Annotated in this window: 23 protein-coding genes and 1 tRNA gene; 9 read left to right on the forward strand and 15 right to left on the reverse strand. The window is 65.8% G+C overall.

The features are described 5' to 3' along the window. Nucleotides 1-13: 13 nt before the first annotated feature. Genes cydB through cydP form a run of 3 tightly spaced genes read right to left on the reverse strand, consistent with a single transcriptional unit; the run spans nucleotide 14 to nucleotide 3,030 of the window. Nucleotides 14-1,150: a cytochrome d ubiquinol oxidase subunit II gene (cydB, locus tag LGN17_RS32900; protein WP_226201039.1), complete on the reverse strand. Its 1,137-nt coding sequence runs from the start codon at nucleotides 1,148-1,150 to the stop codon at nucleotides 14-16. Between the two features lie 31 nt (nucleotides 1,151-1,181). Further along, nucleotides 1,182-2,762, reverse strand: a complete 1,581-nt coding sequence (locus tag LGN17_RS32905; RefSeq protein WP_226201040.1) for a cytochrome ubiquinol oxidase subunit I — start codon at nucleotides 2,760-2,762, stop codon at nucleotides 1,182-1,184. After that, on the reverse strand, nucleotides 2,752-3,030 hold the full coding sequence (gene cydP / locus LGN17_RS32910; protein WP_264166144.1) for a cytochrome oxidase putative small subunit CydP: 279 nt from the start codon (nucleotides 3,028-3,030) through the stop codon (nucleotides 2,752-2,754). Before cydP ends, LGN17_RS32905 begins: the two co-directional genes overlap by 11 nt. Nucleotides 3,031-3,202: 172 nt before the next feature. Here cydP and LGN17_RS32915 point away from each other — a divergent pair, with 172 nt between their 5' ends. Beyond that, nucleotides 3,203-3,373: a hypothetical protein gene (locus LGN17_RS32915; RefSeq protein WP_226201041.1), complete on the forward strand. Its 171-nt coding sequence runs from the start codon at nucleotides 3,203-3,205 to the stop codon at nucleotides 3,371-3,373. A gap of 24 nt (nucleotides 3,374-3,397) precedes the next feature. On the opposite strand, the gene rpoH is transcribed toward LGN17_RS32915, so the two are convergent. Continuing rightward, on the reverse strand, nucleotides 3,398-4,333 hold the full coding sequence (rpoH, locus tag LGN17_RS32920) for an RNA polymerase sigma factor RpoH (protein ID WP_226201042.1): 936 nt from the start codon (nucleotides 4,331-4,333) through the stop codon (nucleotides 3,398-3,400). 359 nt (nucleotides 4,334-4,692) lie between these two features. Between rpoH and LGN17_RS32925 the strand changes: the two genes are divergently transcribed. Both LGN17_RS32925 and LGN17_RS32930 read left to right on the forward strand, forming a co-directional pair. Continuing rightward, nucleotides 4,693-5,262 carry an acyloxyacyl hydrolase gene (locus LGN17_RS32925; RefSeq protein WP_175970813.1) on the forward strand — a complete coding sequence of 190 codons (570 nt, stop codon included), beginning with the start codon at nucleotides 4,693-4,695 and terminating at the stop codon, nucleotides 5,260-5,262. A gap of 45 nt (nucleotides 5,263-5,307) precedes the next feature. Continuing rightward, the gene (locus LGN17_RS32930; protein ID WP_011353245.1) at nucleotides 5,308-5,691 is read left to right on the forward strand and encodes a nuclear transport factor 2 family protein; all 384 of its coding nucleotides are present in this window, start codon (nucleotides 5,308-5,310) and stop codon (nucleotides 5,689-5,691) included. Nucleotides 5,692-5,834: 143 nt separating this feature from the next. Here the strand turns inward: LGN17_RS32930 and leuA are convergent, their stop codons facing one another. Together leuA and ybiB are read right to left on the reverse strand one after the other, a co-directional pair. Next, complete coding sequence (leuA, locus tag LGN17_RS32935; protein WP_226201043.1) at nucleotides 5,835-7,481, reverse strand: 2-isopropylmalate synthase; 1,647 nt, start codon at nucleotides 7,479-7,481, stop codon at nucleotides 5,835-5,837. A gap of 380 nt (nucleotides 7,482-7,861) precedes the next feature. Then, nucleotides 7,862-8,836 carry a DNA-binding protein YbiB gene (gene ybiB / locus LGN17_RS32940; protein WP_226201044.1) on the reverse strand — a complete coding sequence of 325 codons (975 nt, stop codon included), beginning with the start codon at nucleotides 8,834-8,836 and terminating at the stop codon, nucleotides 7,862-7,864. 193 nt (nucleotides 8,837-9,029) lie between these two features. Here ybiB and maiA point away from each other — a divergent pair, with 193 nt between their 5' ends. After that, nucleotides 9,030-9,674, forward strand: a complete 645-nt coding sequence (gene maiA, locus LGN17_RS32945) for a maleylacetoacetate isomerase (RefSeq protein ID WP_226201045.1) — start codon at nucleotides 9,030-9,032, stop codon at nucleotides 9,672-9,674. Nucleotides 9,675-9,759: 85 nt separating this feature from the next. Here maiA and ftsY read toward each other — a convergent pair whose 3' ends face one another. Further along, the gene (gene ftsY / locus LGN17_RS32950) at nucleotides 9,760-10,914 is read right to left on the reverse strand and encodes a signal recognition particle-docking protein FtsY (RefSeq protein WP_226201046.1); all 1,155 of its coding nucleotides are present in this window, start codon (nucleotides 10,912-10,914) and stop codon (nucleotides 9,760-9,762) included. A 216-nt stretch (nucleotides 10,915-11,130) separates the two neighbouring features. Here ftsY and rsmD point away from each other — a divergent pair, with 216 nt between their 5' ends. From rsmD to LGN17_RS32965, 3 genes are all read left to right on the forward strand, one after another. Beyond that, on the forward strand, nucleotides 11,131-11,745 hold the full coding sequence (gene rsmD / locus LGN17_RS32955) for a 16S rRNA (guanine(966)-N(2))-methyltransferase RsmD (RefSeq protein WP_175951487.1): 615 nt from the start codon (nucleotides 11,131-11,133) through the stop codon (nucleotides 11,743-11,745). A gap of 111 nt (nucleotides 11,746-11,856) precedes the next feature. Continuing rightward, nucleotides 11,857-12,354 (forward strand): pantetheine-phosphate adenylyltransferase, encoded by a 498-nt coding sequence (coaD, locus tag LGN17_RS32960; RefSeq protein ID WP_039346084.1) that lies wholly within the window; start codon nucleotides 11,857-11,859, stop codon nucleotides 12,352-12,354. Between the two features lie 59 nt (nucleotides 12,355-12,413). Then, nucleotides 12,414-12,680 (forward strand): YfhL family 4Fe-4S dicluster ferredoxin, encoded by a 267-nt coding sequence (locus LGN17_RS32965; protein WP_175970678.1) that lies wholly within the window; start codon nucleotides 12,414-12,416, stop codon nucleotides 12,678-12,680. An 84-nt stretch (nucleotides 12,681-12,764) separates the two neighbouring features. On the opposite strand, the gene hisC is transcribed toward LGN17_RS32965, so the two are convergent. The 8 genes from hisC to LGN17_RS33005 form a co-directional block, all read right to left on the reverse strand. Beyond that, nucleotides 12,765-13,832, reverse strand: coding sequence for a histidinol-phosphate transaminase (hisC, locus tag LGN17_RS32970; RefSeq protein ID WP_226201047.1), 1,068 nt, complete (start codon nucleotides 13,830-13,832; stop codon nucleotides 12,765-12,767). A 117-nt stretch (nucleotides 13,833-13,949) separates the two neighbouring features. Next, nucleotides 13,950-14,549 carry an aminoacyl-tRNA hydrolase gene (gene pth, locus LGN17_RS32975; protein WP_006477776.1) on the reverse strand — a complete coding sequence of 200 codons (600 nt, stop codon included), beginning with the start codon at nucleotides 14,547-14,549 and terminating at the stop codon, nucleotides 13,950-13,952. A gap of 121 nt (nucleotides 14,550-14,670) precedes the next feature. Beyond that, nucleotides 14,671-15,276, reverse strand: coding sequence for a 50S ribosomal protein L25/general stress protein Ctc (locus LGN17_RS32980; protein WP_085042200.1), 606 nt, complete (start codon nucleotides 15,274-15,276; stop codon nucleotides 14,671-14,673). 161 nt (nucleotides 15,277-15,437) lie between these two features. Further along, nucleotides 15,438-16,394 carry a ribose-phosphate pyrophosphokinase gene (locus LGN17_RS32985; protein WP_069248896.1) on the reverse strand — a complete coding sequence of 319 codons (957 nt, stop codon included), beginning with the start codon at nucleotides 16,392-16,394 and terminating at the stop codon, nucleotides 15,438-15,440. A 44-nt stretch (nucleotides 16,395-16,438) separates the two neighbouring features. Next, nucleotides 16,439-16,515, reverse strand: a tRNA-Gln gene (locus LGN17_RS32990). Nucleotides 16,516-16,570: 55 nt separating this feature from the next. Next, on the reverse strand, nucleotides 16,571-17,452 hold the full coding sequence (gene ispE, locus LGN17_RS32995; protein WP_175970675.1) for a 4-(cytidine 5'-diphospho)-2-C-methyl-D-erythritol kinase: 882 nt from the start codon (nucleotides 17,450-17,452) through the stop codon (nucleotides 16,571-16,573). Between the two features lie 25 nt (nucleotides 17,453-17,477). After that, nucleotides 17,478-18,098 (reverse strand): lipoprotein insertase outer membrane protein LolB, encoded by a 621-nt coding sequence (lolB, locus tag LGN17_RS33000; protein WP_226201048.1) that lies wholly within the window; start codon nucleotides 18,096-18,098, stop codon nucleotides 17,478-17,480. Further along, nucleotides 18,098-19,921 (reverse strand): tetratricopeptide repeat protein, encoded by a 1,824-nt coding sequence (locus LGN17_RS33005; RefSeq protein ID WP_226201049.1) that lies wholly within the window; start codon nucleotides 19,919-19,921, stop codon nucleotides 18,098-18,100. Before LGN17_RS33005 ends, lolB begins: the two co-directional genes overlap by 1 nt. A gap of 86 nt (nucleotides 19,922-20,007) precedes the next feature. Between LGN17_RS33005 and mutM the strand changes: the two genes are divergently transcribed. Together mutM and mutY are read left to right on the forward strand one after the other, a co-directional pair. Beyond that, nucleotides 20,008-20,835, forward strand: coding sequence for a bifunctional DNA-formamidopyrimidine glycosylase/DNA-(apurinic or apyrimidinic site) lyase (gene mutM / locus LGN17_RS33010; protein ID WP_034189270.1), 828 nt, complete (start codon nucleotides 20,008-20,010; stop codon nucleotides 20,833-20,835). Between the two features lie 24 nt (nucleotides 20,836-20,859). After that, a complete protein-coding gene (gene mutY, locus LGN17_RS33015; protein ID WP_226201050.1) occupies nucleotides 20,860-21,966 on the forward strand; it encodes an A/G-specific adenine glycosylase in 1,107 nt (368 codons plus the stop codon). The last annotated feature ends 143 nt before the right edge of the window (nucleotides 21,967-22,109 follow it).

Raw genomic sequence — 22,109 nt, forward strand, 5'->3', positions numbered from 1 at the left:
CCGGTTCAAAGCATCAATACATCGAATGCTTGTTCTCTTCGAGCACTTCGCGCGTGACCTTGCCGCGCATCACGCGATACACCCAGCTCGTGTAGAGCAGGATGAGCGGCAGGAACACGATCACCGCGAACAGCATCACCTGCAGCGTCATGTGGCTCGACGTCGAATCCCACACGGTCAGGCTGCTGCGCGGGTCGAGCGACGACGGCATGATGAACGGGAACATCGAGAAGCCGGCGGTCAGGATCACGCCGACGATCATCAGGCCCGTGCAGAAGAACGCCGTCTTTTCCTGCTTCGAGCCGGCGAGCAGCAGTGCGAACAGGCCGCCCGCGATCCCGACGACGGGCGCCGCGATCATCCACGGATACTCGCCGTAGTTCGCGAGCCACAGGCCCGAGCCGGCAGCGACGTCCTTGAGCAGCGGGTTCGCGACCGTATCGGTCGGCGCGGCGTGCGTGATGTGGAAGCCGCCGATAGTCGACGCGACCAGCACGCCGGCCAGTACGAACAGCACGACCGCGAGGAACGACGCCGCCCGCAATGCGACCGATGCGCGACGTGCGATCACGCCTTCCGTCTTCATCTTGATGAAGGCCGCGCCGTGCGCGACGAGCATCGTGAGGCTGACGAGCCCGCACAGCAGCGCGAACGGGTTCAGCAGCGCCCAGAAGCCGCCGTAGTAGGTCACGCGCAGGTCGCTGTCGAACTTGAACGGCACGCCTTGCAGCAGGTTGCCGAACGCGACGCCGAACACGAGCGCCGGCACGAAGCCGCCGACGAACAGGCCCCAGTCCCAGCCCGCGCGCCAGCGCGGGTCCGGCCGCTTGCTGCGGTAGTCGAAGCCCACCGGCCGGAAGAACAGCGCGAACAGCACGAGCAGCATCGCGAAGTAGAAGCCGGAGAACGACGCCGCGTAGACGAGCGGCCAGGCCGCGAACATCGCGCCGCCGGCCGTGATCAGCCACACCTGGTTGCCTTCCCACGTCGCGCCGACGGTGTTGACGATGATGCGGCGTTCCTCGTCGGTCTTGCCGAGGAACGGCAGCAGCGCGGTCGCGCCCATGTCGAAGCCGTCGGTGACGGCGAAACCGATCAGCAGCACGCCGACGAGCAGCCACCAGATCAGCTTGAGAGTTGCATAGTCCATAGCGATTCCTTGTTCCGTTTCAAGTGCGTGCTCACGCCGGGGCGCGCTCGCTGGCGGCCGCGATTTCGTGGTGATAACGGCCGGTATGCAGCGACGACGGGCCGAGGCGCGCGTACTTGAACATCAGTTTGATCTCGATGACGAACAGCACCGTGTAGAACGCGATGAAACCGGCGAGGCTCAGGTACAGGTCCGTGGGCGTCAGGCTCGACGCGGACAGATGCGTCGGCAGGATGCCCGCGATCGTCCAGGGCTGGCGGCCGAGCTCGGCCACGACCCAGCCGAATTCCGCGGCGAGCCACGGCAGCGGAATCGCCCACACCGCATAGCGCAGGAACCAGCGGCGGTTGTCCTGCAGCAACTGGCGGCGCGCGCAGAACCAGAACGCGGCGACGAAGGTCGCGAGGAACAGGAAACCGAGGAACACCATGATCCGGAACGAGAAGAACACGGGCGCGACCGGCGGGATCGTCTTCATGGCGGCGGCCTTGATCTGCTCGGGCGTCGCATCGACCACATTCGGCGTGAACTGCTTGAGCATCAGCCCGTAGCCGAGATACTGCTTGTGCTGGTCGAACAGTTCGCGCGTGGCCGCGCTCGCGTCGCCTTCCTTCATCTTCTGCAGCGCGCCGTACGCGATCATCCCGCTCTGGATGTGCTCCTCGCTGTGCTTCGCGAGTTCGCGCAGGCCGACCACGGGTTCGTCGACCGAGCGCGTCGCGATCAGGCCGAGCGCGTACGGAATCCTGATCGCGTAGTCGGTACGCTGCGCTTCCTGGTTCGGAAGGCCGATCAGCGTGAACGAGGCGGGCGCCGGCTGCGTTTCCCATTCGGACTCGATCGCGGCGAGCTTCATCTTCTGCACTTCGCCGGTCGTGTAGCCCGACTCGTCGCCGAGCACGATCACGCAAAGCGTCGACGCGAGGCCGAAGCCGGCCGCGACCGCGAACGAGCGCAGCGCGAAATCGGTGTCGCGCTTTTTCAGCAGGTACCACGACGAGATGCCGAGCACGAACATCGCAGCCGTCACGTAGCCGGCCGACACCGTGTGCACGAATTTCACCTGCGCGACCGGGTTGAACAGCACGTCGAACAGGTTCGTCAACTCCATGCGCATCGTCTGATAGTTGAACTCGGCGCCGACCGGGTTGTTCATCCAGCCGTTCGCGACGAGGATCCACAGCGCGGACAGGTTCGAGCCGAGCGCGACCAGGAACGTGACCATCAGGTGCTTGACCTTCGACAGGCGGTTCCAGCCGAAGAAGAACAGGCCGACGAACGTCGATTCGAGGAAGAACGCCATCAGGCCTTCGACCGCGAGCGGTACGCCGAAGATGTCGCCGACATAGTGCGAGTAGTACGACCAGTTCGTGCCGAACTGGAATTCGAGCGTGATGCCGGTGGTCACGCCCATCGCGAAGTTGATGCCGAACAGCTTGCCCCAGAACTGGGTCATGTCCTTGTAGACCTGTTTGCCGGTCATCACGTAAACAGCTTCCATGATGACGAGCAGCCAGGACAGGCCGAGCGTCAGCGGCACGAACAGGAAGTGGTAGAGCGCCGTGATGCCGAACTGCAGACGCGACAGATCGACGACTTCACTACTTATCATGGTGGTCTCCCTCGGTGGGTGCTGGCGCCGGTACCGAGAGCAGTTTCTCGGCGACGACGGCAGGCGCAAGCGCCATGTGCTCGGCCTGCGGATGATTGAAGAATGCGTATTTGAGCGACATCAGGAGGATCAGCTTGACGATCAGCACCAGGGTGATGTCGCGGGCGAGGGTGGGGCCGCGAGCCCACGCGGCGATGCGCGCGCGCCAGCCGATCGTGCCGGCCGGCCGCGGGGGAGGCGGCGCGGGCTCTTTATTGATCGAGATCAAGGCGATTATCCTGAATCGATTTACGTCGAATTTGGGGCGACTTTACGTCGGATTTATGACGGCCGTGAAGCTGTTTTAATCCTTTTGCGCCTGACATGCCAATTTTAAAAGGACGGCTTTCCGATTCCGAGTGCTGCGCTGCGGCAGACCGTCGCGAAACACGGGCCGAAACTTGAGGCAGATCAAGGTTATGCGGAAGGGGCCTGCAAACGGCCTATTGCCTGACGAATCAGGTCAATTAATCGGCGCGGAAACGAGTGATGAAGCGGGCGGAGAAGCGAATGAAAAGCAGGAGAAAAGACGGGCGAAAAAAAACCGCTGCCGGTCGGGCAGCGGTTTTTGATGAAGCGCTCTAAATCGCAGCGATTTACGCGTATTCGGCGAGGGCGGTGCGCATCTTTTTCATGGCGCTCGCTTCGATCTGGCGGATGCGTTCCGCCGACACACCGAACTCGGCGGCGAGATCGTGCAGCGTCGAGCCGCCCGAGCCGTCGTCGTCGACGTGCAGCCAGCGCGCCTCGATGATGCGGCGGCTGCGCGCGTCGAGTGCGTCGAGTGCCTGCGCGATGCCGTCCGTCTGCAGCGTGTCACGCTGACGCGCGGCGAGCACGGCGGTCGGTTCGTTGTGCGAGTCGGCTAGGTAGGCGATCGGCGCGTACGACTCCTCGCCGTCTTCGACCTGCCCTTCGAGCGCGATGTCGCCGCCCGACAGGCGCGTTTCCATTTCGGTCACGTCTTCGCGCTTGACGTTGAGCTCTTGCGCGAGGCCGTCGATTTCCTCGGGCGTCATCGCCTGCATGCTCTTCTTGTGGCTGCGCAGGTTGAAGAACAGCTTGCGCTGCGCCTTCGTCGTCGCGACTTTCACCATGCGCCAGTTACGCAGGATGTACTCGTGGATCTCGGCCTTGATCCAGTGGATCGCGTACGACACGAGACGCACGTTCTGAGCCGGATCGAAGCGCTTCACGGCCTTCATCAGGCCGATGTTGCCTTCCTGGATCAGGTCGCCGTGCGGCAGGCCGTAGCCGAGGTAGTTGCGCGCGATCGACACGACGAGCCGCAGGTGCGACAGCACGAGGCGGCGTGCCGAGTCGAGATTGTTGCCTTCACGGAATTCGGTTGCGTACTGGCGTTCCTCTTCGGCCGTCAGCAGCGGAATACGATTGACGGCCTGGATATACGCGTCGATGTTGCCGAGCTGGCCGGGCAACATCGATTGGGCTGCGAGCGCCAGCGAGCCTGCCGATTCGGCCTTGGCCGGCGTGGGGCTCAGGGTGTTCGGGAGGGTCAGGGCGTTGCTCACTAAAAAACTCCTTTGGAATCAGGGACAAACCCCCGGTCTCGAATGAGATTCCGTGGGCCATCTTAGCACTCCCGCAAGATGAGTGCTAATTCCTTAGAGCAAGCGTGGGCATCGGAGTTCCCGTTTTTCTATCAAGAAAGTCGAATCGATAGTCTATTCTGCGACCGAGGCGGCGAAGCGAAGTTCCGTAAGCCGTTGTTTCTGATGGTTATCAGTAGACGATTTCAATTTTTGTCGTTTTGGAAGGAAGCCATTTCGCTTTGTGATGCCGATCCGGAAAGTCCTTTACCATACCATTCAGTTCGCTTGAGCCGGCCAGAGCGGCAGGCTCCATTCAACCCACAAAGTTGGAGTGTCAGATGAACAATAAGAAGAATCGCTGGCCCCGCAGCCGGCTTGCGCTGCACGCGATGCTGGCGGCGTCCCTTCTCGGCGGATCAGGCGCGGCATGCGCGGATCGATGGGGGATTCAGGCGGGCGGCGGTTTTTCGGATCGCCACGGTGTCGACAAGGCCGATCTCGGCGTGGTGTGGGATCCGGGCTGGAACTGGTGGGAAATCGGCGGCTGGCACTTCGCGTTCGTCGTGGAAGGACACGCCGGCTACTGGCACACGGGCGGCAACGTCCACGGCAGCATTGGCGAATTCGGCGTGACGCCGATGTTCCGCTTCATCAAGAGCGCCGGGGAGATTCGCCCGTTCATCGAGGCCGGCGGCGGCGTCAGGCTGCTGACGCACCCGACGATCTCGGATCATTTCTCGATGGGGACCGCGTTCCAGTTCGCGCCGACGGCGGGGGTGGGCGTGCAGTTCGGCCAACGGCAACAGTATCAGGTCGGCTACCGTTTTGAACATGTGTCTAACGCGGGTATCAAAGAGCCGAATCCTGGTATAAATTTCCACCAGTTCTACTTGCAGTACAACTTCTGATCCGCATGCCCGCGCACGGCGTGCGCGTTGCCGAGGAGTCAGGCGATGGCGAAGGTGGTCGATGCGATCCGCGCGCTCGAGCGCGATCGGTTCCGGGCGATGGTGGACGGGGACGGCGAGGCGCTCGACGCGCTTTTGTCGGACAAGGTGTTCTTCGTGCACACCAACGGCAAACGCGAAACCAAGCAGCAGTTCATCGACGCCATCGTCGCCGGCCGCCGCCGCTATCGCCAGATCGAAATCCAGTCGCAGGACGTGCTGCCCGTCGGCGATGAAACCTGCATCGTCACCGGCCGCGCGTTGATCGAGATGGAAACGAACAACGGCGGCCTGGTCTTCCCGATTGCCTATACCTCCGTCCACACCCACGAACAGGGCCGCTGGAGCCTGTTCGCGTGGCAGGCGACGCGGTGCGCGACCGAGACATGAGCGCGCGTGGCGCTCGTTTCCATGTCCCGACCGAAGCGGCCTTCTGGGCCGCTTTTTGCTGCCTCGTGCGGCGCGGATCGCGCGGCGCACGGGCGGTCACGCCCCGCTCGCTGACGGTTGAACCCTGAAACGGAACCCGGCGCTCAGGCCGCCGCGCGGTGATCCGCGCAGTGCCAGGCCGAGCGGTTGATCGCGCTGACGACTGCATCGAGCGCGGCGCTCGCCGCATCCGCGTGCAGGCCGACGCCGTGCCGCAGCGGCGCATTGCCGACCCGGCAGCCGACCGATACCGCGATCCGCCCATCCGTCGTGCGCGCGTGTTCGCACGACGCGATGTCGATCGCCGCGCCGGCGGCCGCCGCGAATGCCGCGGCCAACTGTCGCACGGCATCGTCGGGCGGTGTATCCGCCGCGGGCGCCGTCGCGATCTCGCGGTTCTGCCAGCGCGCGCCGTTGCCGTGGCGCGCGGCCGGCCCGTCGGTGTCGAAGAATTCGCGCGCGAACAGCGCACAGATCGCGTCGCCCGTCACTTCCTCGCCGGACGTGTCGGCGAGCGTCTGCACCGCGTGGCTGAATTCGATCTGCACGCGGCGCGTCGGCGTGAAGCCCATCCCGCGTTCGAGCAGGAACGTCGCGCCGCCTTTGCCGGACTGGCTGTTCACGCGGATCACCGCGTCATAGCTGCGGCCGAGGTCGGCCGGGTCGATCGGCAGGTACGGCACTTCCCAGGCCGCGTCGGGGCGCTGCTGCGCGAAGCCCTTGCGGATCGCGTCCTGGTGCGAGCCCGAGAACGCGGTGAACACGAGGTCGCCCGCGTACGGATGGCGCGGATGCACGGGAATCTGGTTGCAGCGTTCGACGACCCGGCGCACCGCGTCGATGTCGGAGAAATCGAGGCCCGGATCGATACCCTGCGTGTAGAGACTCAGCGCGAGCGTGACGAGATCGACGTTGCCGGTGCGTTCGCCATTGCCGAACAGGCAGCCCTCGATGCGGTCGGCGCCCGCGAGCAGTGCAAGCTCGGCCGCTGCGACCGCGGTACCGCGATCGTTGTGCGGATGCACGGACAGCACGATGCTGTCGCGATACGCGAGGTTGCGGTCCATCCACTCGATCTGGTCGGCGAACACGTTCGGGCTCGCGGCTTCGACGGTGGCCGGCAGGTTGACGATCATCTTGTGATCGCGGGTCGGCCGCCAGGTCTGCGCGACCGCGTCGCAGATCTCGCGCGCGAACGTCAACTCGGTCATGCTGAAGGTTTCCGGCGAGTACTGGAAGGTCCACTGCGTGTCGGGGCGCGCGGCGGCGTGTTCCTTGATGATGCGCGTGCCGTCGATCGCGAGCGCCTTCACATCGGCTTTCGACATCCCGAACACGATGCGGCGGAACGACGGGCAGACCGCGTTGTACAGGTGCACGATCGCGCGCGGCACGCCTTCGAGCGCGTCGAACGTGCGGGCGATCAGGTCTTCGCGCGCCTGCACGAGCACTTCGATCGTCACGTCGTCGGGAATCCGCTTGTCGTCGATCAGCTTGCGGACGAAATCGAAGTCGGTCTGCGACGCCGACGGAAAACCGACTTCGATCTCCTTGAACCCGATCGCAACCAGCATCTCGAAGAACTCGAGCTTCTGCTCGATGCTCATCGGCTCGATCAGCGACTGGTTGCCGTCGCGCAGGTCGGTGCTCATCCAGACGGGCGCGCGCTCGATGGTGCGCGACGGCCATTTGCGGCCATTGAGGCGGACGGGCTCGAACGGACGGTACTTGTCTTGCGGATTGCGCTGCATCTTCTGGACCTCGGGTCTCAAGTCGCGAGCGAAGACGGGCGGCATGGGCGACGGTTGGCGCTGCCTCGCTCCGCGGCACGTGAACGCGCTGCGGATGCGGATGATCTTCGCGAGTCGGCCGACGGATAGACGGACGAATGCTGACGACTTCGGGTTGTAAAAACTACGAGAGGGGTACTGCGAGGAACTGCTGGGAGGGACCGTGCGGACAGCACACGGCGCTACGAAAGCCTTAGGCTAGTCGTAGCGATAGCAGCCGCGCTAGGCGGCCGGAGGTAATTCGGAGGGTGTTCGGATAGGAACGCATGACGGCAACTCTATGCCAGTATGCGCCCCCGTGTCAAATGCCCTGCAAGCGGAGCCGGTTCGCGAGCGTGCCGTCAGCGCGCGATGCGGGCGATCTGCACGATCGTCGCGACCTGCCGGGTGACCGTGTCGGGCGCCGGGACTTCGCCGCGCAACACGGCGTCCGTCCACGCGGCCGTCGTGGCCGCATCGCGCGATTCGGGCAGGGCGACGGGGGGCGCATCGGTCGACGAGCGCTCGGCCTCGATCAGCGTGTCGCAAACGCCGTCGTGCAGCCAGTCGACCTGCACCTGGCGCCGCGTATCGGCAACGGCTTCGCCCTCGGTGCCGCGTGCCAGCAGCGCGCCGCCGAGCGCGGCGTCCGGATGGTCGCGGAACAATTGAGCCAGGCTGTCGCGGTACGGCGGGTGGGTGTAGTTGACGAGCCGCAGGCCGGCCGGCGCGAACGGCTGCAGGATCTTCACGAGCGTGTGCGTCGAGTTGCGCACGCCGAGCACGCTGCGCATCGACAGCAGGCGTGCAATGCGCGGCGCCAGCACCTCGATCGACGCGAACGCGACGCGGCGCTCGGCAAGCGTGTCCTCGATTGCATCGTGCGACGTCGACGGCGCGAGTGACAGCGCCGAGAAGATCTCGGCGCTCGTCACGCGGCCCGGATCCTGCTCGACGCCATGCACGAGCACCGGCACGCCTTCGCGCGCGAGCAGCAGCGCGAGCAGCGGCACGAGGTTCGGCTGCTTGCGCGCGCCGTTGTAGCTCGGGATCGACACGGGGCGGAACGCGGCGTCCTGCACGTGCACCGGCTCGAACGACGCCTGCGCGGCAGCGAGCATCGCGGCCAGTTCGTCGGCGGATTCGCCCTTCAGCCGATAGGCGATCAGGATCGCGCCGAGTTCGACGTCCGACACACGCGCGTCGAGCATCGCACGATAGAGCTCGAACGTGTCCTCGGCGGACAGTGCGCGCGCGCCGTTCGGGCCGCGGCCGATTTCCTTGATGAAGCGGGCGCAAGGGAATGGAACGGCGGCGGGATCGTGGGAAGCGGTCATCGGGGCGTGGGGCGGGCGGGCCGGCATCGGGCCGCGCTGTGAGCGGTGAGGAATGCCCCGAGTATCGCACGGGTGCGGCCGTCGCAAGCGAGGCCGCACGGCGCGGCGCGCTACACTCTGGTTCCCGGCGGTGCGCGCCGGCTGCGCCGCGCCCGTGCCGTCGCCGGCCGAATACGACTACGAGAGACATCCCATGAAGCTTTACAGCTATTTCCGCAGTTCCGCGTCGTACCGCGTGCGAATCGCCCTGAACCTGAAGCAGCTGCCGTTCGACTATGTCCCGGTGCACATGCTGCGCGACGGCGGCGAGCAACTGAAGGACGCGTACCGCGCGCTGAATCCGGATGCGGTCGTGCCGACGCTGATCGACGGCGACGCGACGCTGCAGCAGTCGCTCGCGATCATCGAATATCTCGAGGAAACCCATCCGGAACCGGCGCTGCTGCCGAAGCAGCCGGTCGATCGCGCGTATGTGCGTGCGGTCGCGCTGCAGATCGCGTGCGAAATCCATCCGCTCAATAACCTGCGCGTGCTGAAGTACCTGAAGCACACGCTGAAGGTGCCCGAGGAGGCGAAGAACGCGTGGTACCGGCACTGGATCGAGGCGGGCTTCGAAACGCTCGAGACGCGTCTCGCGAGCGATCCACGCACCGGCAAGCTGTGCTTCGGCGACACGCCGACGCTTGCCGACGTGTGCCTCGTGCCGCAGGTGTTCAACGCGAACCGCTTCTCGATCGACACGACGCGCTATCCGACGATCCAGCGGATCGTCGACCATGCGTCGACGCTCGATGCGTTCAAGGCCGCCGAGCCTGGCGTGCAGCCCGACGCCGAATGAGCGCGGCGCGCCCGGGCCATGCATGACCGGGTGCGCATGAAAAAGGGCGCCCGAAGGCGCCCTGTGCGATGCGTGCCGGCGAAGTTCAGCCGAGCAGCGCGTCCGCGAATTCGACCGCGCTGAACGGCTGCAGATCCTCGACCTTCTCGCCGACGCCGATGAAGTAGACCGGCACCGGGCGCTGCCGCGCGATCGCGGCGAGAATCCCGCCCTTCGCGGTGCCGTCGAGCTTCGTGACGATGAGGCCGGTGAGGCCGAGCGCGTCGTCGAATGCCTTGACCTGGGTGAGCGCGTTCTGGCCGGTGTTCGCATCGATCACCAGCAGCACTTCGTGCGGCGCGCCGTCATGCGCCTTCGAGATCACGCGCTTCACCTTCTTCAGCTCTTCCATCAGGTGGAGCTGCGTCGGCAGGCGGCCGGCCGTGTCGGCCATCATCACGTCGATCTTGCGCGCGCGCGCGGCGCTGACCGCGTCGAAGATCACCGCGGCCGGATCGCCGCTTTCCTGCTGCACGACCGTCACGTTGTTGCGCTCGCCCCAGACCGCCAACTGTTCGCGCGCGGCCGCGCGGAACGTGTCGCCCGCGGCCAGCAGCACCGACTGGTCGAAGCTCTGCAGGTGCTTCGCGAGCTTGCCGATGCTGGTCGTCTTGCCCGCACCGTTCACGCCGGTGATCATCATCACGAGCGGCTGTGCGCGGCCGAGCATCAGCGATTTCTCGAGCGGCGTCAGCAGCTCGACGAGCAGGTCGTGCAGCGCGGATTTCACCTGCTGCGGGTCGGTCAGGCGGCCCGTGCGCACCTTTTCGCGTAGCGCGCCGAGCAGGTACTCGGTCGCGTCGACGCCCGCGTCGGACATCAGCAGCGCGGTTTCGAGCTCCTCGTACAGATCCTCGTCGATCTTCGTGTTGACGAACACGCCGGTGATGCTCGAACCCGTCTTGGCGAGCCCCGTTTTCAGGCGCGCGAGCCACGATTTCTTCGCGGTGGCGTCCTGCAGCGGCGGCGGGACGATTTCGACCGTCTCGACGACTTCGTCGCGTCCGTCGTTGGTCGGCGTGACCGTCACCACGACGGCCGGCGCGGCCGGTTGCGCGGGCGCCTGCGGCTGGTCGGCCGCAGGCGGGGCCTCGACCGCGGGCGCATCGGACGGCTCGTCCGTTTGCTGCGCGTCGGCCGATCGCGATTCCGCCGGATCGGGCTCCTGCGTTTTCTTGAATCGTTTGAAGAAGCTGAACATGGTCTGACGTCGGGAAGAGGGCGGGCCGCCGCCAGCGGCGGGGCACCGGACGGGCCGTCCTGCGTTCGCGCGGGCGCGGCGCACGGCGGCCGAAACCGTGCATTTTATCAGTGCGGCGTGGCGCTCGCGTCAGTGCGCGCCGCCGCTGTGGTAACGTGCGCCTGTTTAGCGGTGCGCCCTCGCGCGCGCCCGGTCCCTCCGTCGTCGATATTCCGTATGTCCCGTTCCTCTCCCGGCCGCCCGGCGGCCCCTTCTGGCCGCGGCAAGCCGCACACGATCCGCATCATCGGCGGTGACTGGAAACGCACGCCGCTCGCGGTGCTCGATCTCGACGGCCTGCGGCCGACGCCCGATCGCGTGCGCGAGACGCTGTTCAACTGGCTCGGCCAGGATCTCGAGGGCCGGCGCTGCCTCGACCTGTTCGCGGGTACCGGCGCGCTCGGCTTCGAGGCCGCGTCGCGCGGCGCGGCGAGCGTCGTGATGGTCGAGCGCCATCCGCGCGCCGCGCAGCAATTGCGTGCGATCAAGGACAAGCTCGGCGCGCGTGCGGTCGAAGTCGCCGAAGCCGATGCGCTGCGGCTCGCGGCCGGGCTCACGCCGGGCGCGTTCGACGTCGTGTTTCTCGATCCGCCGTTCGGCGATTCCGCTGCGCTCGAGCGCGCGATCACGCTGTCGGCGCCGCTCGTCGCGGCAGGCGGCGCGCTGTACGTCGAAACGGGGGCGGAGCTCGATCCGGCCGCGCACGACGCGCTCGCAGGCTGGGAGGTCGTGAAGCACGGCAAGGCAGGTGCGGTTCACTATCATTTGCTGCGGCGCGAAAATGATGAATAATGCGCGTTCCATACGAGGCGGCGCGCCGCAAAGGCGACGCATGCCCATCTCGGCGGCGGCGTGCGCATCGCACGGCTGCCATCCCGTTTGCGTGATGACAGGAGGAGCGACATGGTAGTCGCCGTGTATCCCGGTACGTTCGATCCGCTGACGCGCGGGCACGAAGACCTCGTGCGGCGTGCGTCGAGCATTTTTGATACGCTGGTGGTCGGTGTTGCCGACAGCCGCGCGAAAAAGCCGTTCTTCTCGCTGGAAGAACGTCTGACGATTGCGAACGAGGTGCTCGGCCATTATCCGAATGTGAAGGTGATGAGTTTCACCGGCCTCCTGAAGGATTTCGTCCGCACCAACAATGCGCGCGTGATCGTGCGCGGCCTGCGCGCCGTGTCCGATTTCGAATATGAGTTCCAGATGGCGGGGATGAACCGCTACCTGCTGCCCGACGTCGAGACGATGTTCATGACGCCGTCCGACCAGTACCAGTTCATCTCGGGGACGATCGTGCGCGAAATCGCGCAGCTGGGCGGCGATGTCAGCAAGTTCGTGTTCCCGTCCGTCGAGAAGTGGCTGACCGAGAAAGTCGCCGCGATCGGAGGCCCTGCCGCGTGACGCGGCGCCGGCCGGTTTCGTCGAGAAGCCGGCCGCCGGCCTGAAGAAGTGAGATCAGTATGGCTTTGATGATTACCGACGAGTGCATCAATTGCGACGTGTGCGAGCCCGAGTGCCCGAACGGCGCGATTTCGATGGGCCCGGACATCTACGTGATCGACCCGAGCAAGTGCACCGAGTGCGTCGGCCATTTCGACGAACCGCAGTGCCAGCAGGTGTGTCCGGTCGAATGCATTCCGCGCGATCCGCAGCATGACGAATCGCACGCGCAGTTGATGGAGAAGTATCACGCATTGACCGCCGGGAAGCGCGACGACGCGTCGTGACCCAGCGGTGACGCGCGCGCTCGAGTGCTTCGGTGCGCACGTTGCGCGTCCGGATCGGCGCCGCCTGGCGCCGGTTCTTTCGTTTCAGGCCAGCAGCTCGCGCAACGCCGCGACGAGCGCATCGCATTCGGCGTCCGTGCCGACGGTGATGCGCAGGTGCTGGTCGATCCGCGGCAGCCCGAAGTGCCGCACGAAAATTTCCCGTTCCTTCAGCTTTGCCGCAATCGCACCCGCGTCGTGCGCGGGATGGCGCGCGAACACGAAATTCGCGGCCGACGGCACGATGTCGAAGCCGAGCGCGTCGAGCGCATGCGTGAGACGCGTCCGGCTGTCGATCACGCGCCGGCAGGTTGCGGTGAAATAATCGGTGTCTTCGTACGCGGCCTGCGCGGCGACCTGCGCGAGCCGGTCGAGCGGGTACGAGTTGAAACTGTCCTTCACGCGTTTCAGCGCGTCGATCAGCGCCGCATCGCCGAACGCGAAGCCGACGCGCATGCCCGCGAGCGAGCGCGCCTTCGACGTCGTGTGTACGACGAGCAGGTTCGGGTAGCGGTCGATCAGCGTAATCGCGGACTGCGCGCCAAAATCGACATAGGCTTCGTCGACCACGACGACCGACGACGGATTCGCGGCCGCGATCCGCTCGACGTCGGCGAGCGGCAGTGCGCGCCCGGTCGGCGCGTTCGGATTCGGAAACAGTACGCCGCCGGCGTCGTCGAGATAGTCTTCGACGCGGATCGAGAAGTCGTCCGCGAGCGGCACGATCGACGTCTGGACGCCGTACAGGCGTGCATAGGTCGGATAGAAGCTGTACGTGATGTCGGGGAAGCGCAGCGGCCGGTCGTGCTTGAGCAGCGCATGGAACGTGTGAGCGAGTACCTCGTCGGAGCCGTTGCCGACGAACACCTGCTCGGGCTTGATGCGGTGATGGGCTGCGACCGTCTCGCGCAGTGCGCGCGCAACCGGGTCGGGATAGCGGCGCAGCGTGTCGCCGGTCTCGCCGAGTTCGCGCGCGATCGCCGCGACGACGCGCGGCGACGGCGGATAGGGATTCTCGTTGGTGTTCAGCTTGACGGGGTGTGCGAGTGCGGGCTGTTCGCCCGGCACGTAAGGCACGAGTTGCTGAACGACGTCGCTCCAGTAACGGCTCACCGCTTGGCTCCTGTCGGGCAAAGCGACCAGATTACCGCATGTGCGCGCAGGGTGGGGCGGGTAAGGCCGCCCTGCGGCAAGCCGGACGGCTCGATGCACCGCAGCGGTGCGATGCGGTCAGTTGCGATGCAGCTGCATGGTCGCGCGGTCGAGCTCGCCCTTGACGACCATCGGCATCACGGCGAGCGCGCGTTCGATCGACGCGTCGATCACGTCCTGTTCCTCACGGCGCGGCGGCTTCAGCACGAAGTTCGCGACATCGGGCTTCGCGCCCGCGCGCGCGCTTTCCGGAATCAGGTCGCGCGGATGGCCGATGCCGATCCGCAGCCGCCAGTACTGCTGCGACGACAGGTGCGCGGTGATGTCCTTCAGGCCGTTGTGGCCGCCGCTGCCGCCGCCGAGCTTCAGCTTCACGGTGCCGGGCGGCAGGTCGAGCTCGTCGTGCGCGACGAGGATCTGGTCGGGCAGGATCTTGAAGAACTGCGCGAGCGCGACGACCGACTGACCGGAGCGGTTCATGTAGGTTTGCGGCTCGAGCAGGTGGACTTCCTCGCCGTGCAGGCGCGCTTTCGCGTAGAAGCCGTGGAAGCGGCGTTCGTCGCGCAGCGTCGTGCCCGCTTCGCGGGCGAGCTGGTCGATCAGCCAGAAGCCGGCGTTGTGGCGCGTCGCGGTGTATTCCGCCCCGGGATTGCCGAGGCCGACGATCAGTTTGATCATGACGTTTCGAAGGCGGCAACTGCCGCCTGGGCGCAGAAAAAGAAAAACCCGCCGGGCAAGCCGCGGCGGGTTGCGTCGACCGTTTCGTGAAACGGATCGATGGGGCGCGTGGGCAGCCCGCTCAGGCAGCCGGCGTTTCGCCTTCTGCTGCGTCCGACACGGCACCGGCCGGAACCGTCGCCGATGCGACGACCGGGTTTTCCGCGTCGATGTGCGCGACCAGCGCGACGCCCTTCGGCAGCGTGATGTCCTTCGCATGCAGCGACTGACCGGCTTCGATCTTCGACAGGTCGACTTCGAGGAACTCCGGCAGGTCAGCCGGCAGGCACTCGATTTCGATTTCCGTCGCGACGTGCGAAACGATCGCGCTCGACAGCTTCACGGCCGGGCTGATTTCAGCGTTCAGGAAGTGCAGCGGTGCCTTCGTGTGCAGCTTCTTCTTCGCGTCAACGCGTTGGAAGTCCACGTGCAGCACCAGTTGCTTGAACGGGTGGTATTGCACGTCGCGCAGCAGAACCTGTTGCGACTGGCCAGCCACTTCGAGGTCGAGGATCGACGAGTGGAAAGCTTCCTTCTTCAGGGCGTGCCACAGGGCGTTGTGATCGAGTTCGATCTTTTGCGGGGCTGCTTCGCCACCGTAAACGATACCCGTGGTCTTACCAGCGTTGCGCAGGCGGCGGCTCGCACCCGTACCTTGCTCTTGGCGCTCGAAAGCGACGACTTTCATGTGATTCTCCAATAGCTGCCCGCGACCAGGCAGTAAAACGGGGCCGTCAAACTGCGGCCCCCGATGAAACGGACGGGGTTTCGTCTATCCCGTCCGATTGTGCAAAAAGCGAAGCGTTGCCGCTTCGCTTTCCGCGCATGCTTTGTTCAGTCGATTCGCGATCAGGATTCCGCGAACAGCGACATCACCGAGTCGCCGCGGCGGATCCGCGAGAACGTTTCGGCCAGCAGGCTCGCGCTCGTCAGCGAACGGATCTTCGAGCAGCCGAGCGATTCGGCGGACAGCGGGATCGTGTCGGTGACAACCAGCTCGTCGAGCGCCGATGCGGCGATACGATCAGCTGCGCCACCCGACAGCACCGGGTGCGTCGCGTACGCGAATACCTGCTTTGCGCCGCGCTCTTTCAGTACTTGTGCGGCCTTGCAGAGCGTGCCTGCCGTATCGACCATGTCGTCCATGATCACGCAGGTGCGGCCTTCGACTTCACCGATGATGTTCATCACTTCGGAGACGTTCGCCTTCGGGCGACGCTTGTCGATGATCGCGAGATCGCAGTTGAGCTGCTTCGCGAGTGCCCGGGCACGCACCACGCCGCCGACGTCCGGGGACACGACGAGCAGATCCGGGTAGTTCTGCTTGCGCAGGTCACCCAGCAGGATCGGCGTTGCGTAGATGTTGTCGACCGGGATGTCGAAGAAGCCTTGAATCTGGTCGGCGTGCAGATCCATCGTGATGATCCGCTCGACGCCCGCGATTTCCAGCATGTTCGCGACGACCTTCGCCGAGATCGCGACGCGCGCCGAACGCGGGCGGCGATCCTGACGGGCGTAACCGAAGTAGGGGATGGCTGCAGTGATCCGGCCGGCAGACGCGCGCTTGAGCGCATCGACCATGATCATCAGTTCCATCAGGTTGTCGTTCGCCGGTGCGCACGTGGATTGCAGGACGAAGACGTCCTTGCCACGCACGTTTTCCTGGATCTCGACCTGGATCTCGCCGTCGGAGAAACGGCTGACCATTGCTTTGCCGAGGGGAATTCCAAGAATATTGACGACTTCCTGGGCGAGCGCGGGATTCGCGTTGCCAGTAAAAACCATCAGGCCGTCATGGCTGCTCATCGTGCACCTGCTTCGGGCTTAGGCGGGAAATGCGGGAAAATTTTTGGCAGGGGAGGAAGGACTCGAACCCTCGCATGCCGGAATCAAAATCCGGTGCCTTGACCAACTTGGCGACTCCCCTACACTTAACTGATAACTTCACCGGACTTGTGTAGGCCATCCGGCAAAGTAAAACCTCATGACGCGAAAGCGAAGAGCGGATGCTCGTTCAGGCTCTCGGCAACTGCACCGTTCCAACCGGTGGGCAGCTTGGCTTGCGCCGCTTCTGCCTCATGCTTGCTGCGAAACGCTGCAAACACGCTTGCTCCGGAGCCGGTCATCCTCGCGGGGGTCACATCATACAACCATTTGACCACCTGCGCAACTTCCGCGTACTTACTTGTCACAACTTGCTGCATATCGTTCCGACCGAAACTATCTGGCCATCCCGCATCGCTGCTTTGCTGTGCAAGAAAGTCCGTAATTGTGACGCGCTTCGAATCTCTTGTCAACAACTTATCTGAAAATATTTCAGCGGTTGGGACGTGAACGCGAGGCGTTACAACCAAGAACCAGCGAGTCGGCAATTGTACCTCAGCTAATTCCTCTCCGATACCCTCCGCGAATGCATTTTTTCCAAAAATAAAAAACGGAACGTCCGCGCCGAGTTTTACCGCGAGCGACTGAAGCTCCGCGCGCGGCAGGTCGAGTTGCCACAGGCGGTTCAGCGCGAGCAGCGTCGTCGCCGCGTCGGAGCTGCCGCCGCCGAGGCCGGCCCCCATCGGCAGGCACTTGTCGATCTCGATGTCGACACCGTGCGCGGTGCCCGTGTGCGCTTTCAGCAGGTTGGCCGCGCGCACGACGAGGTCGCTTTCCTCGGGTACGCCGGGCACGTCGGTGACACGTGCGACGCGACCGTCGTCGCGTAGCGTGAAGTGCAGCGTGTCGCCCCAGTTCAGCAACTGGAACACGCTCTGCAGATCGTGATAGCCGTTCTCACGGCGGCCGGTGATGTGCAGGAACAGGTTGAGTTTCGCGGGCGCAAGGCAGTTGCGCAGCGAGCGGGTCGAATCGGTCATGCGTATGTCTGGGCTAGGCGGGTGCTCACTGATCGAGCACGAGCTTGATGTCGAGCGGCGGTGTCGCGCGCACGAGGTTGACGCGTTTGACGCCCGTGGCCGGGGCATCCGCGTAGGCAAGGTAGTCGATCGTCCAGCCGTCCTGGCGGATCTGCTTGACGCGCGTGCCGTCAGCCGGATCGCGCACCGTCTCCGCGGGCGTTGCGGGCGCGGCTGTCGGCAGCAGCCAGTAGCGCAGGCCCGCGAGCGGCAGTTCGAAGCCGAGTGTTTTCTGCATCAGGTCGCCGACGTCCGGCGCATATTGCGTCGGACGGTTCGGCAATTCGAGCGATGCCGCCTGCGGCGTCGACTTCACGACGGCGAGCGTCTGGCCGAGCGGGCTGCGAAGTTCGAGCGACACGTCGTCGCCGTGCTCCTGCCAGTCGAAGTTGCCGTACACGTTCTGCTGCTTGCCGAGGCGGTCGTCGTACTGCACCGCGAAACGGCCATGGTAAGCATGTGTTGCGGCGGTCTGCAGCGCTGCGCCGGTCGGCGCGCTGGCCGACGGCGGTGTGCTCGCGCAACCGGCGAGCGCGAGCGCCGCGCCGACTGCTGCCAGCGTGCGCTGCACGCGGAAGGACCGGAAAAACGTCGGGAACATCTGCATCAGAGACCGTTGATCTGGAAGCGTTTCAGCGTTTGCACGAGCGTGTCGTTGTCCGGCTCGAGCTTCTGTGCGTCACGCCACGCGGAACGTGCGTCGTCCTGCGCGCCGCTCTTCCACAGCACTTCGCCGAGATGCGCGCCGATCTCGGCGTTCGGCTGCAGTTCGTACGCGCGCCGCAGCACCTTCGCCGCGCCGGCCGTATCGCCCATCCGGTACTTCACCCAACCGAGGCTGTCCATGATGTAGGCGTCGTTCGGCGCGAGCGTCATCGCCTTGTCGATCAGCTTGCTGGCTTCGGGCAGCCGCTGGTTGCGGTCGGCGAGCGAATAGCCGAGCGCGTTGTACGCCTGCGGATTATCGGGCTGCGTGCGGATCAGCTCGCGCAGCTGCTTTTCCATCGTCGTGTAGTGGCCGGTCTTTTCGGCCGCCATCGCGTAGTCGTAGCGCAGGTCGGGATCGTCCGGGAAGTCCTGGACCGCCTGCCCGAGCCGTGCCTCGGCTTCCGGATAGCGCTTCGCGGTGAACAGGATCGATGCGTCGGTGCGTGCGACCACGGCCGCATCGCGCGGATCCGTGATCGGCAGGTCGTCGAGCACCTTGCGCGCCTCGTCGGTCTTGCCCTGTTTCTGCAGCAGTTGCGCGCGCGTGATCTGCGCGGGGAGGTAGTGCTGGCTCGTCTGGTCGACCTTGTCGAGCCATTGCGACGCCTGCGCATCGTTGTTCTGGTCGATCGCGATCTGCGCGAGGTAGATGTAGCCCTGGCCGACGTCGAGGTTCGGCTGCTTGTCGCCGAGCTGTACGTACTGCTTCAGGTAGACGGTCGCGTCGTCGAGCTTCTTCTGCTGGATCTTGATCAGCGCGAGTGCCATCAGCGGCGTCGGATCCTTCGAGTCGAGCTTGCGCATCGTCTCGAACTGCTTCTGCGCGTCGTCGAGGCGATCGTCGGCGAGATAGAGCTGTGACAGCGCGAGCCGCGCATCGCGCGACTTCGGATTCTGCTGAACATACTTCTCGAACGACACGATGCCCGCCGCGCGTTCCGCGGGCCCCATCTGCGACAGCATCAGGGCCGCCGGCAGGTAGTCGGGGCGGATCTGCAGCGCCTGCTTCAGCGACTGCGCGGCGCCGTCCTTGTCGTCGACCGCGAGCTGCTGGCGCGCGATCGCGAGCTGGGCTTCGGGCCGGTTCAGGTCGTTCTTCAGCATGTCCTTCAGCACCGCGAGGCCGCCGACGCGGTCGGGGCCGCGCACCAGCAACGCCTGCAGCGCGAGGATCGCCGGGCCGCGCGTCTCGCCGGTCGCCCGGGCCAGCTCGCGCGCGAGCATCGGCTGCGCGTCGGCCGGCTTGCCGGCCAGCACCAGCAGCGCGGCGTCGACCTGCGATGCGCGATTCGAATCCGGTGCGTACTGGCGCCACAGGTTCGCGGCGGACAGCGCATCGGCCGGGCTCTGCGCGCCCAGCGCAATTTCGGTCGCGCGCTGCGCCATGCGCGGATCGCGCGTGTCGCGGGCGAGCGCGAGGTAGGTCTGGTAGGCCGGTGCGGGCTGGTTACGCTGCAGCGCGACCTCGGCGGCGAGCACCTGGTAGACGATCTGGCTCGTCAGCGGGACGCCGGGGAGATTCTTCTGCTCGTCCGGCATCACATGCTCGAACGCACCCTGCGACTCCGCGTCGTCCGATGCCGGATCCTGTGCGTGAGCCGGGAAGGCGGTGAGGGTCCAGGCGGCAAACAGCGCGGCGCCGAGTGCACGGCGGACCGGGAAGGCGCGCGCGCCGCGCACGGCGGCGGGGCGCTTCAGAAGCAGCTTCGAGGGCAGGGTCATGGAAATCCGTTCGATGTTTCAACCGATTGTAACGCGCTCGCTACAATACACGCACGATCGTGAATCCAGTCTCAGACCCGCAAAACATGCCAGAGTTGCCAGAAGTCGAAGTCACGCGCCGGGGCATCGAGCCCTTTGTCGCGGGTCGCCGCGTCGAGCGTGTCGACGTCCGTACCGAGATGCTGCGCTGGCCCGTGCCGGCCGGACTCGCCGAGCAGTTGCGCGCACGTGAGGTGCTCGCCGTCGAGCGTCGCGGCAAGTACCTGCTGTTCGAGGTCGACGCGGGCTGGTTCATCGTCCATCTCGGCATGACGGGCACGCTGCGCGTGCTGCCCGCGGCGGGCGTGCCGGTCGCCGCGAAGCATGACCACATCGACTGGATCTTCGACGAATTCGTGCTGCGGTTCCGTGATCCGCGCCGCTTCGGTGCGGTGCTGTGGCACCCGCGCGAAGCAGGTGACGTCCATGCGCATCCGCTCCTCGCGAGCCTCGGCGTCGAGCCGTTCTCGCCGGCGTTTACCGGGGCGCTCCTGCACGCGCGCACGCGCGGCCGTACCGTGTCGGTCAAGCAGGCGCTGCTCGCGGGCGACATGGTCGTCGGCGTCGGCAACATCTATGCGTCGGAGAGCCTGTTTCGCGCCGGCATCCGGCCGACGACGGCCGCCGGCAAGGTGTCGCTGCCGCGCTACGAGCGGCTCGCCGACGCAGTGCGCGCGACGCTTGCCGACGCGATCGAGCGCGGCGGCAGCACATTGCGCGATTTTGTCGGCAGCAACGGCGAAAGCGGCTATTTCCAGCTCGACTGCTTCGTCTACGACCGTGCGGGCCAGCCATGCCGCGTATGCGGCACGCCGATCCGCCAGATCGTGCAAGGTCAGCGGTCGACCTATTTCTGCCCGACCTGCCAGCGTTGAAACCTTTTTCCACGATCACATAACTTGAAGCCGCCCCGCATCGCCCCCGCACCGTTCCCCGTCACGCCGCTGCATCGCACGTTCGCCTCGCGCCTGGTCGCGTGGCAGCGCGAGCATGGCCGCCACGACCTGCCGTGGCAGAACACCCGTGATCCGTACCGGATCTGGCTGTCGGAAATCATGCTGCAGCAGACGCAGGTATCGACCGTCATCCCGTATTACACGCGCTTTCTTGAACGTTACCCCGACGTCGCCGCGCTCGCGGCCGCGCCGACCGACGACGTGATGGCGCTCTGGGCGGGGCTCGGCTACTACTCGCGCGCGCGCAACCTGCACCGCTGCGCGCAGGTCGTCGTCGCCGAGCACGGCGGTGCGTTTCCGGCGACGCCCGACGCGCTGGCCGAACTGCCGGGCATCGGCCGTTCGACGGCCGCGGCGATCGCGTCGTTTGCGTACGGCGCGCGCGCAACGATTCTCGACGGCAACGTGAAGCGCGTGCTTGCGCGGGTATTCGGCGTCGAGGGCTTCCCGGGCGAGAAGCGCGTCGAGAACGACATGTGGGCGCTCGCCGAATCGCTGTTGCCGGACGCCGCGAACGCGGCCGACGTGAGCGCGTATACGCAGGGGCTGATGGATCTCGGCGCGACGCTGTGCATGCGTGGCAAGCCCGATTGCACGCGCTGCCCGTTCGCGGGCGACTGCGTCGCGCAATCGACAGGCCGCCAGCGCGAACTGCCGGCCGCGCGGCCGAAGAAGGCCGTGCCGACGCGCAAGACCTGGATGCTCGTGCTGCGCGACGGCGACGCCGTGCTGCTCGAGCGGCGGCCGCCGACCGGCATCTGGGGCGGGCTGTGGAGCCTGCCGCAAGCGGACGGCGACGTCGCGCTCGCGGCACTCGCCCGCGGCTTCGGCGGCGGTGGCACGGTACCGCTCGCGCCGCTGACGCATACGTTCACGCATTTCCGGCTCGAGATCGAGCCGCGGTTGAGCGACATGGCCGACGGTGACGGCCTGCCGTCGCACGCGCGGGATGCGGACACCGCGTGGGTGCCGCTCAGCCGGCTCGATGCGTACGGGGTGCCGGCGCCGGTGCGCAAGCTGCTCGATGCACTGAGCGGGCCGCTGCTTTAACGAGACGAGAGCGGCGGTTCGCGCTATCACGAAAACACCGGGCCGCCCCGGGTTTCCGCTGCGAAGGGCGTCCCCACGGGGAATGATTCCGTCGGCGCAGGGGCTCGCGCGACGCGGCAGGTTCGGGGGGCGCTCGAGTGAGC

This window comes from Burkholderia sp. AU30280, from assembly GCF_020420125.1.
GTDB lineage: Bacteria > Pseudomonadota > Gammaproteobacteria > Burkholderiales > Burkholderiaceae > Burkholderia.

Excerpts from the sequence above, each read along its gene's own strand:
- cydB (WP_226201039.1), bottom strand. The coding sequence starts at position 1,150 with ATGGACTATGCAACTCTCAAGCTGATCTGGTGGCTGCTCGTCGGCGTG.
- LGN17_RS32905 (WP_226201040.1), bottom strand. The coding sequence starts at position 2,762 with ATGATAAGTAGTGAAGTCGTCGATCTGTCGCGTCTGCAGTTCGGCATC.
- LGN17_RS32925 (WP_175970813.1), top strand. The coding sequence starts at position 4,693 with ATGAACAATAAGAAGAATCGCTGGCCCCGCAGCCGGCTTGCGCTGCAC.
- LGN17_RS32930 (WP_011353245.1), top strand. The coding sequence starts at position 5,308 with ATGGCGAAGGTGGTCGATGCGATCCGCGCGCTCGAGCGCGATCGGTTC.
- leuA (WP_226201043.1), bottom strand. The coding sequence starts at position 7,481 with ATGCAGCGCAATCCGCAAGACAAGTACCGTCCGTTCGAGCCCGTCCGC.
- ybiB (WP_226201044.1), bottom strand. The coding sequence starts at position 8,836 with ATGACCGCTTCCCACGATCCCGCCGCCGTTCCATTCCCTTGCGCCCGC.
- maiA (WP_226201045.1), top strand. The coding sequence starts at position 9,030 with ATGAAGCTTTACAGCTATTTCCGCAGTTCCGCGTCGTACCGCGTGCGA.
- ftsY (WP_226201046.1), bottom strand. The coding sequence starts at position 10,914 with ATGTTCAGCTTCTTCAAACGATTCAAGAAAACGCAGGAGCCCGATCCG.
- rsmD (WP_175951487.1), top strand. The coding sequence starts at position 11,131 with ATGTCCCGTTCCTCTCCCGGCCGCCCGGCGGCCCCTTCTGGCCGCGGC.
- coaD (WP_039346084.1), top strand. The coding sequence starts at position 11,857 with ATGGTAGTCGCCGTGTATCCCGGTACGTTCGATCCGCTGACGCGCGGG.
- LGN17_RS32965 (WP_175970678.1), top strand. The coding sequence starts at position 12,414 with ATGGCTTTGATGATTACCGACGAGTGCATCAATTGCGACGTGTGCGAG.
- pth (WP_006477776.1), bottom strand. The coding sequence starts at position 14,549 with ATGATCAAACTGATCGTCGGCCTCGGCAATCCCGGGGCGGAATACACC.
- LGN17_RS32980 (WP_085042200.1), bottom strand. The coding sequence starts at position 15,276 with ATGAAAGTCGTCGCTTTCGAGCGCCAAGAGCAAGGTACGGGTGCGAGC.
- LGN17_RS32985 (WP_069248896.1), bottom strand. The coding sequence starts at position 16,394 with ATGAGCAGCCATGACGGCCTGATGGTTTTTACTGGCAACGCGAATCCC.
- ispE (WP_175970675.1), bottom strand. The coding sequence starts at position 17,452 with ATGACCGATTCGACCCGCTCGCTGCGCAACTGCCTTGCGCCCGCGAAA.
- lolB (WP_226201048.1), bottom strand. The coding sequence starts at position 18,098 with ATGCAGATGTTCCCGACGTTTTTCCGGTCCTTCCGCGTGCAGCGCACG.
- LGN17_RS33005 (WP_226201049.1), bottom strand. The coding sequence starts at position 19,921 with ATGACCCTGCCCTCGAAGCTGCTTCTGAAGCGCCCCGCCGCCGTGCGC.
- mutM (WP_034189270.1), top strand. The coding sequence starts at position 20,008 with ATGCCAGAGTTGCCAGAAGTCGAAGTCACGCGCCGGGGCATCGAGCCC.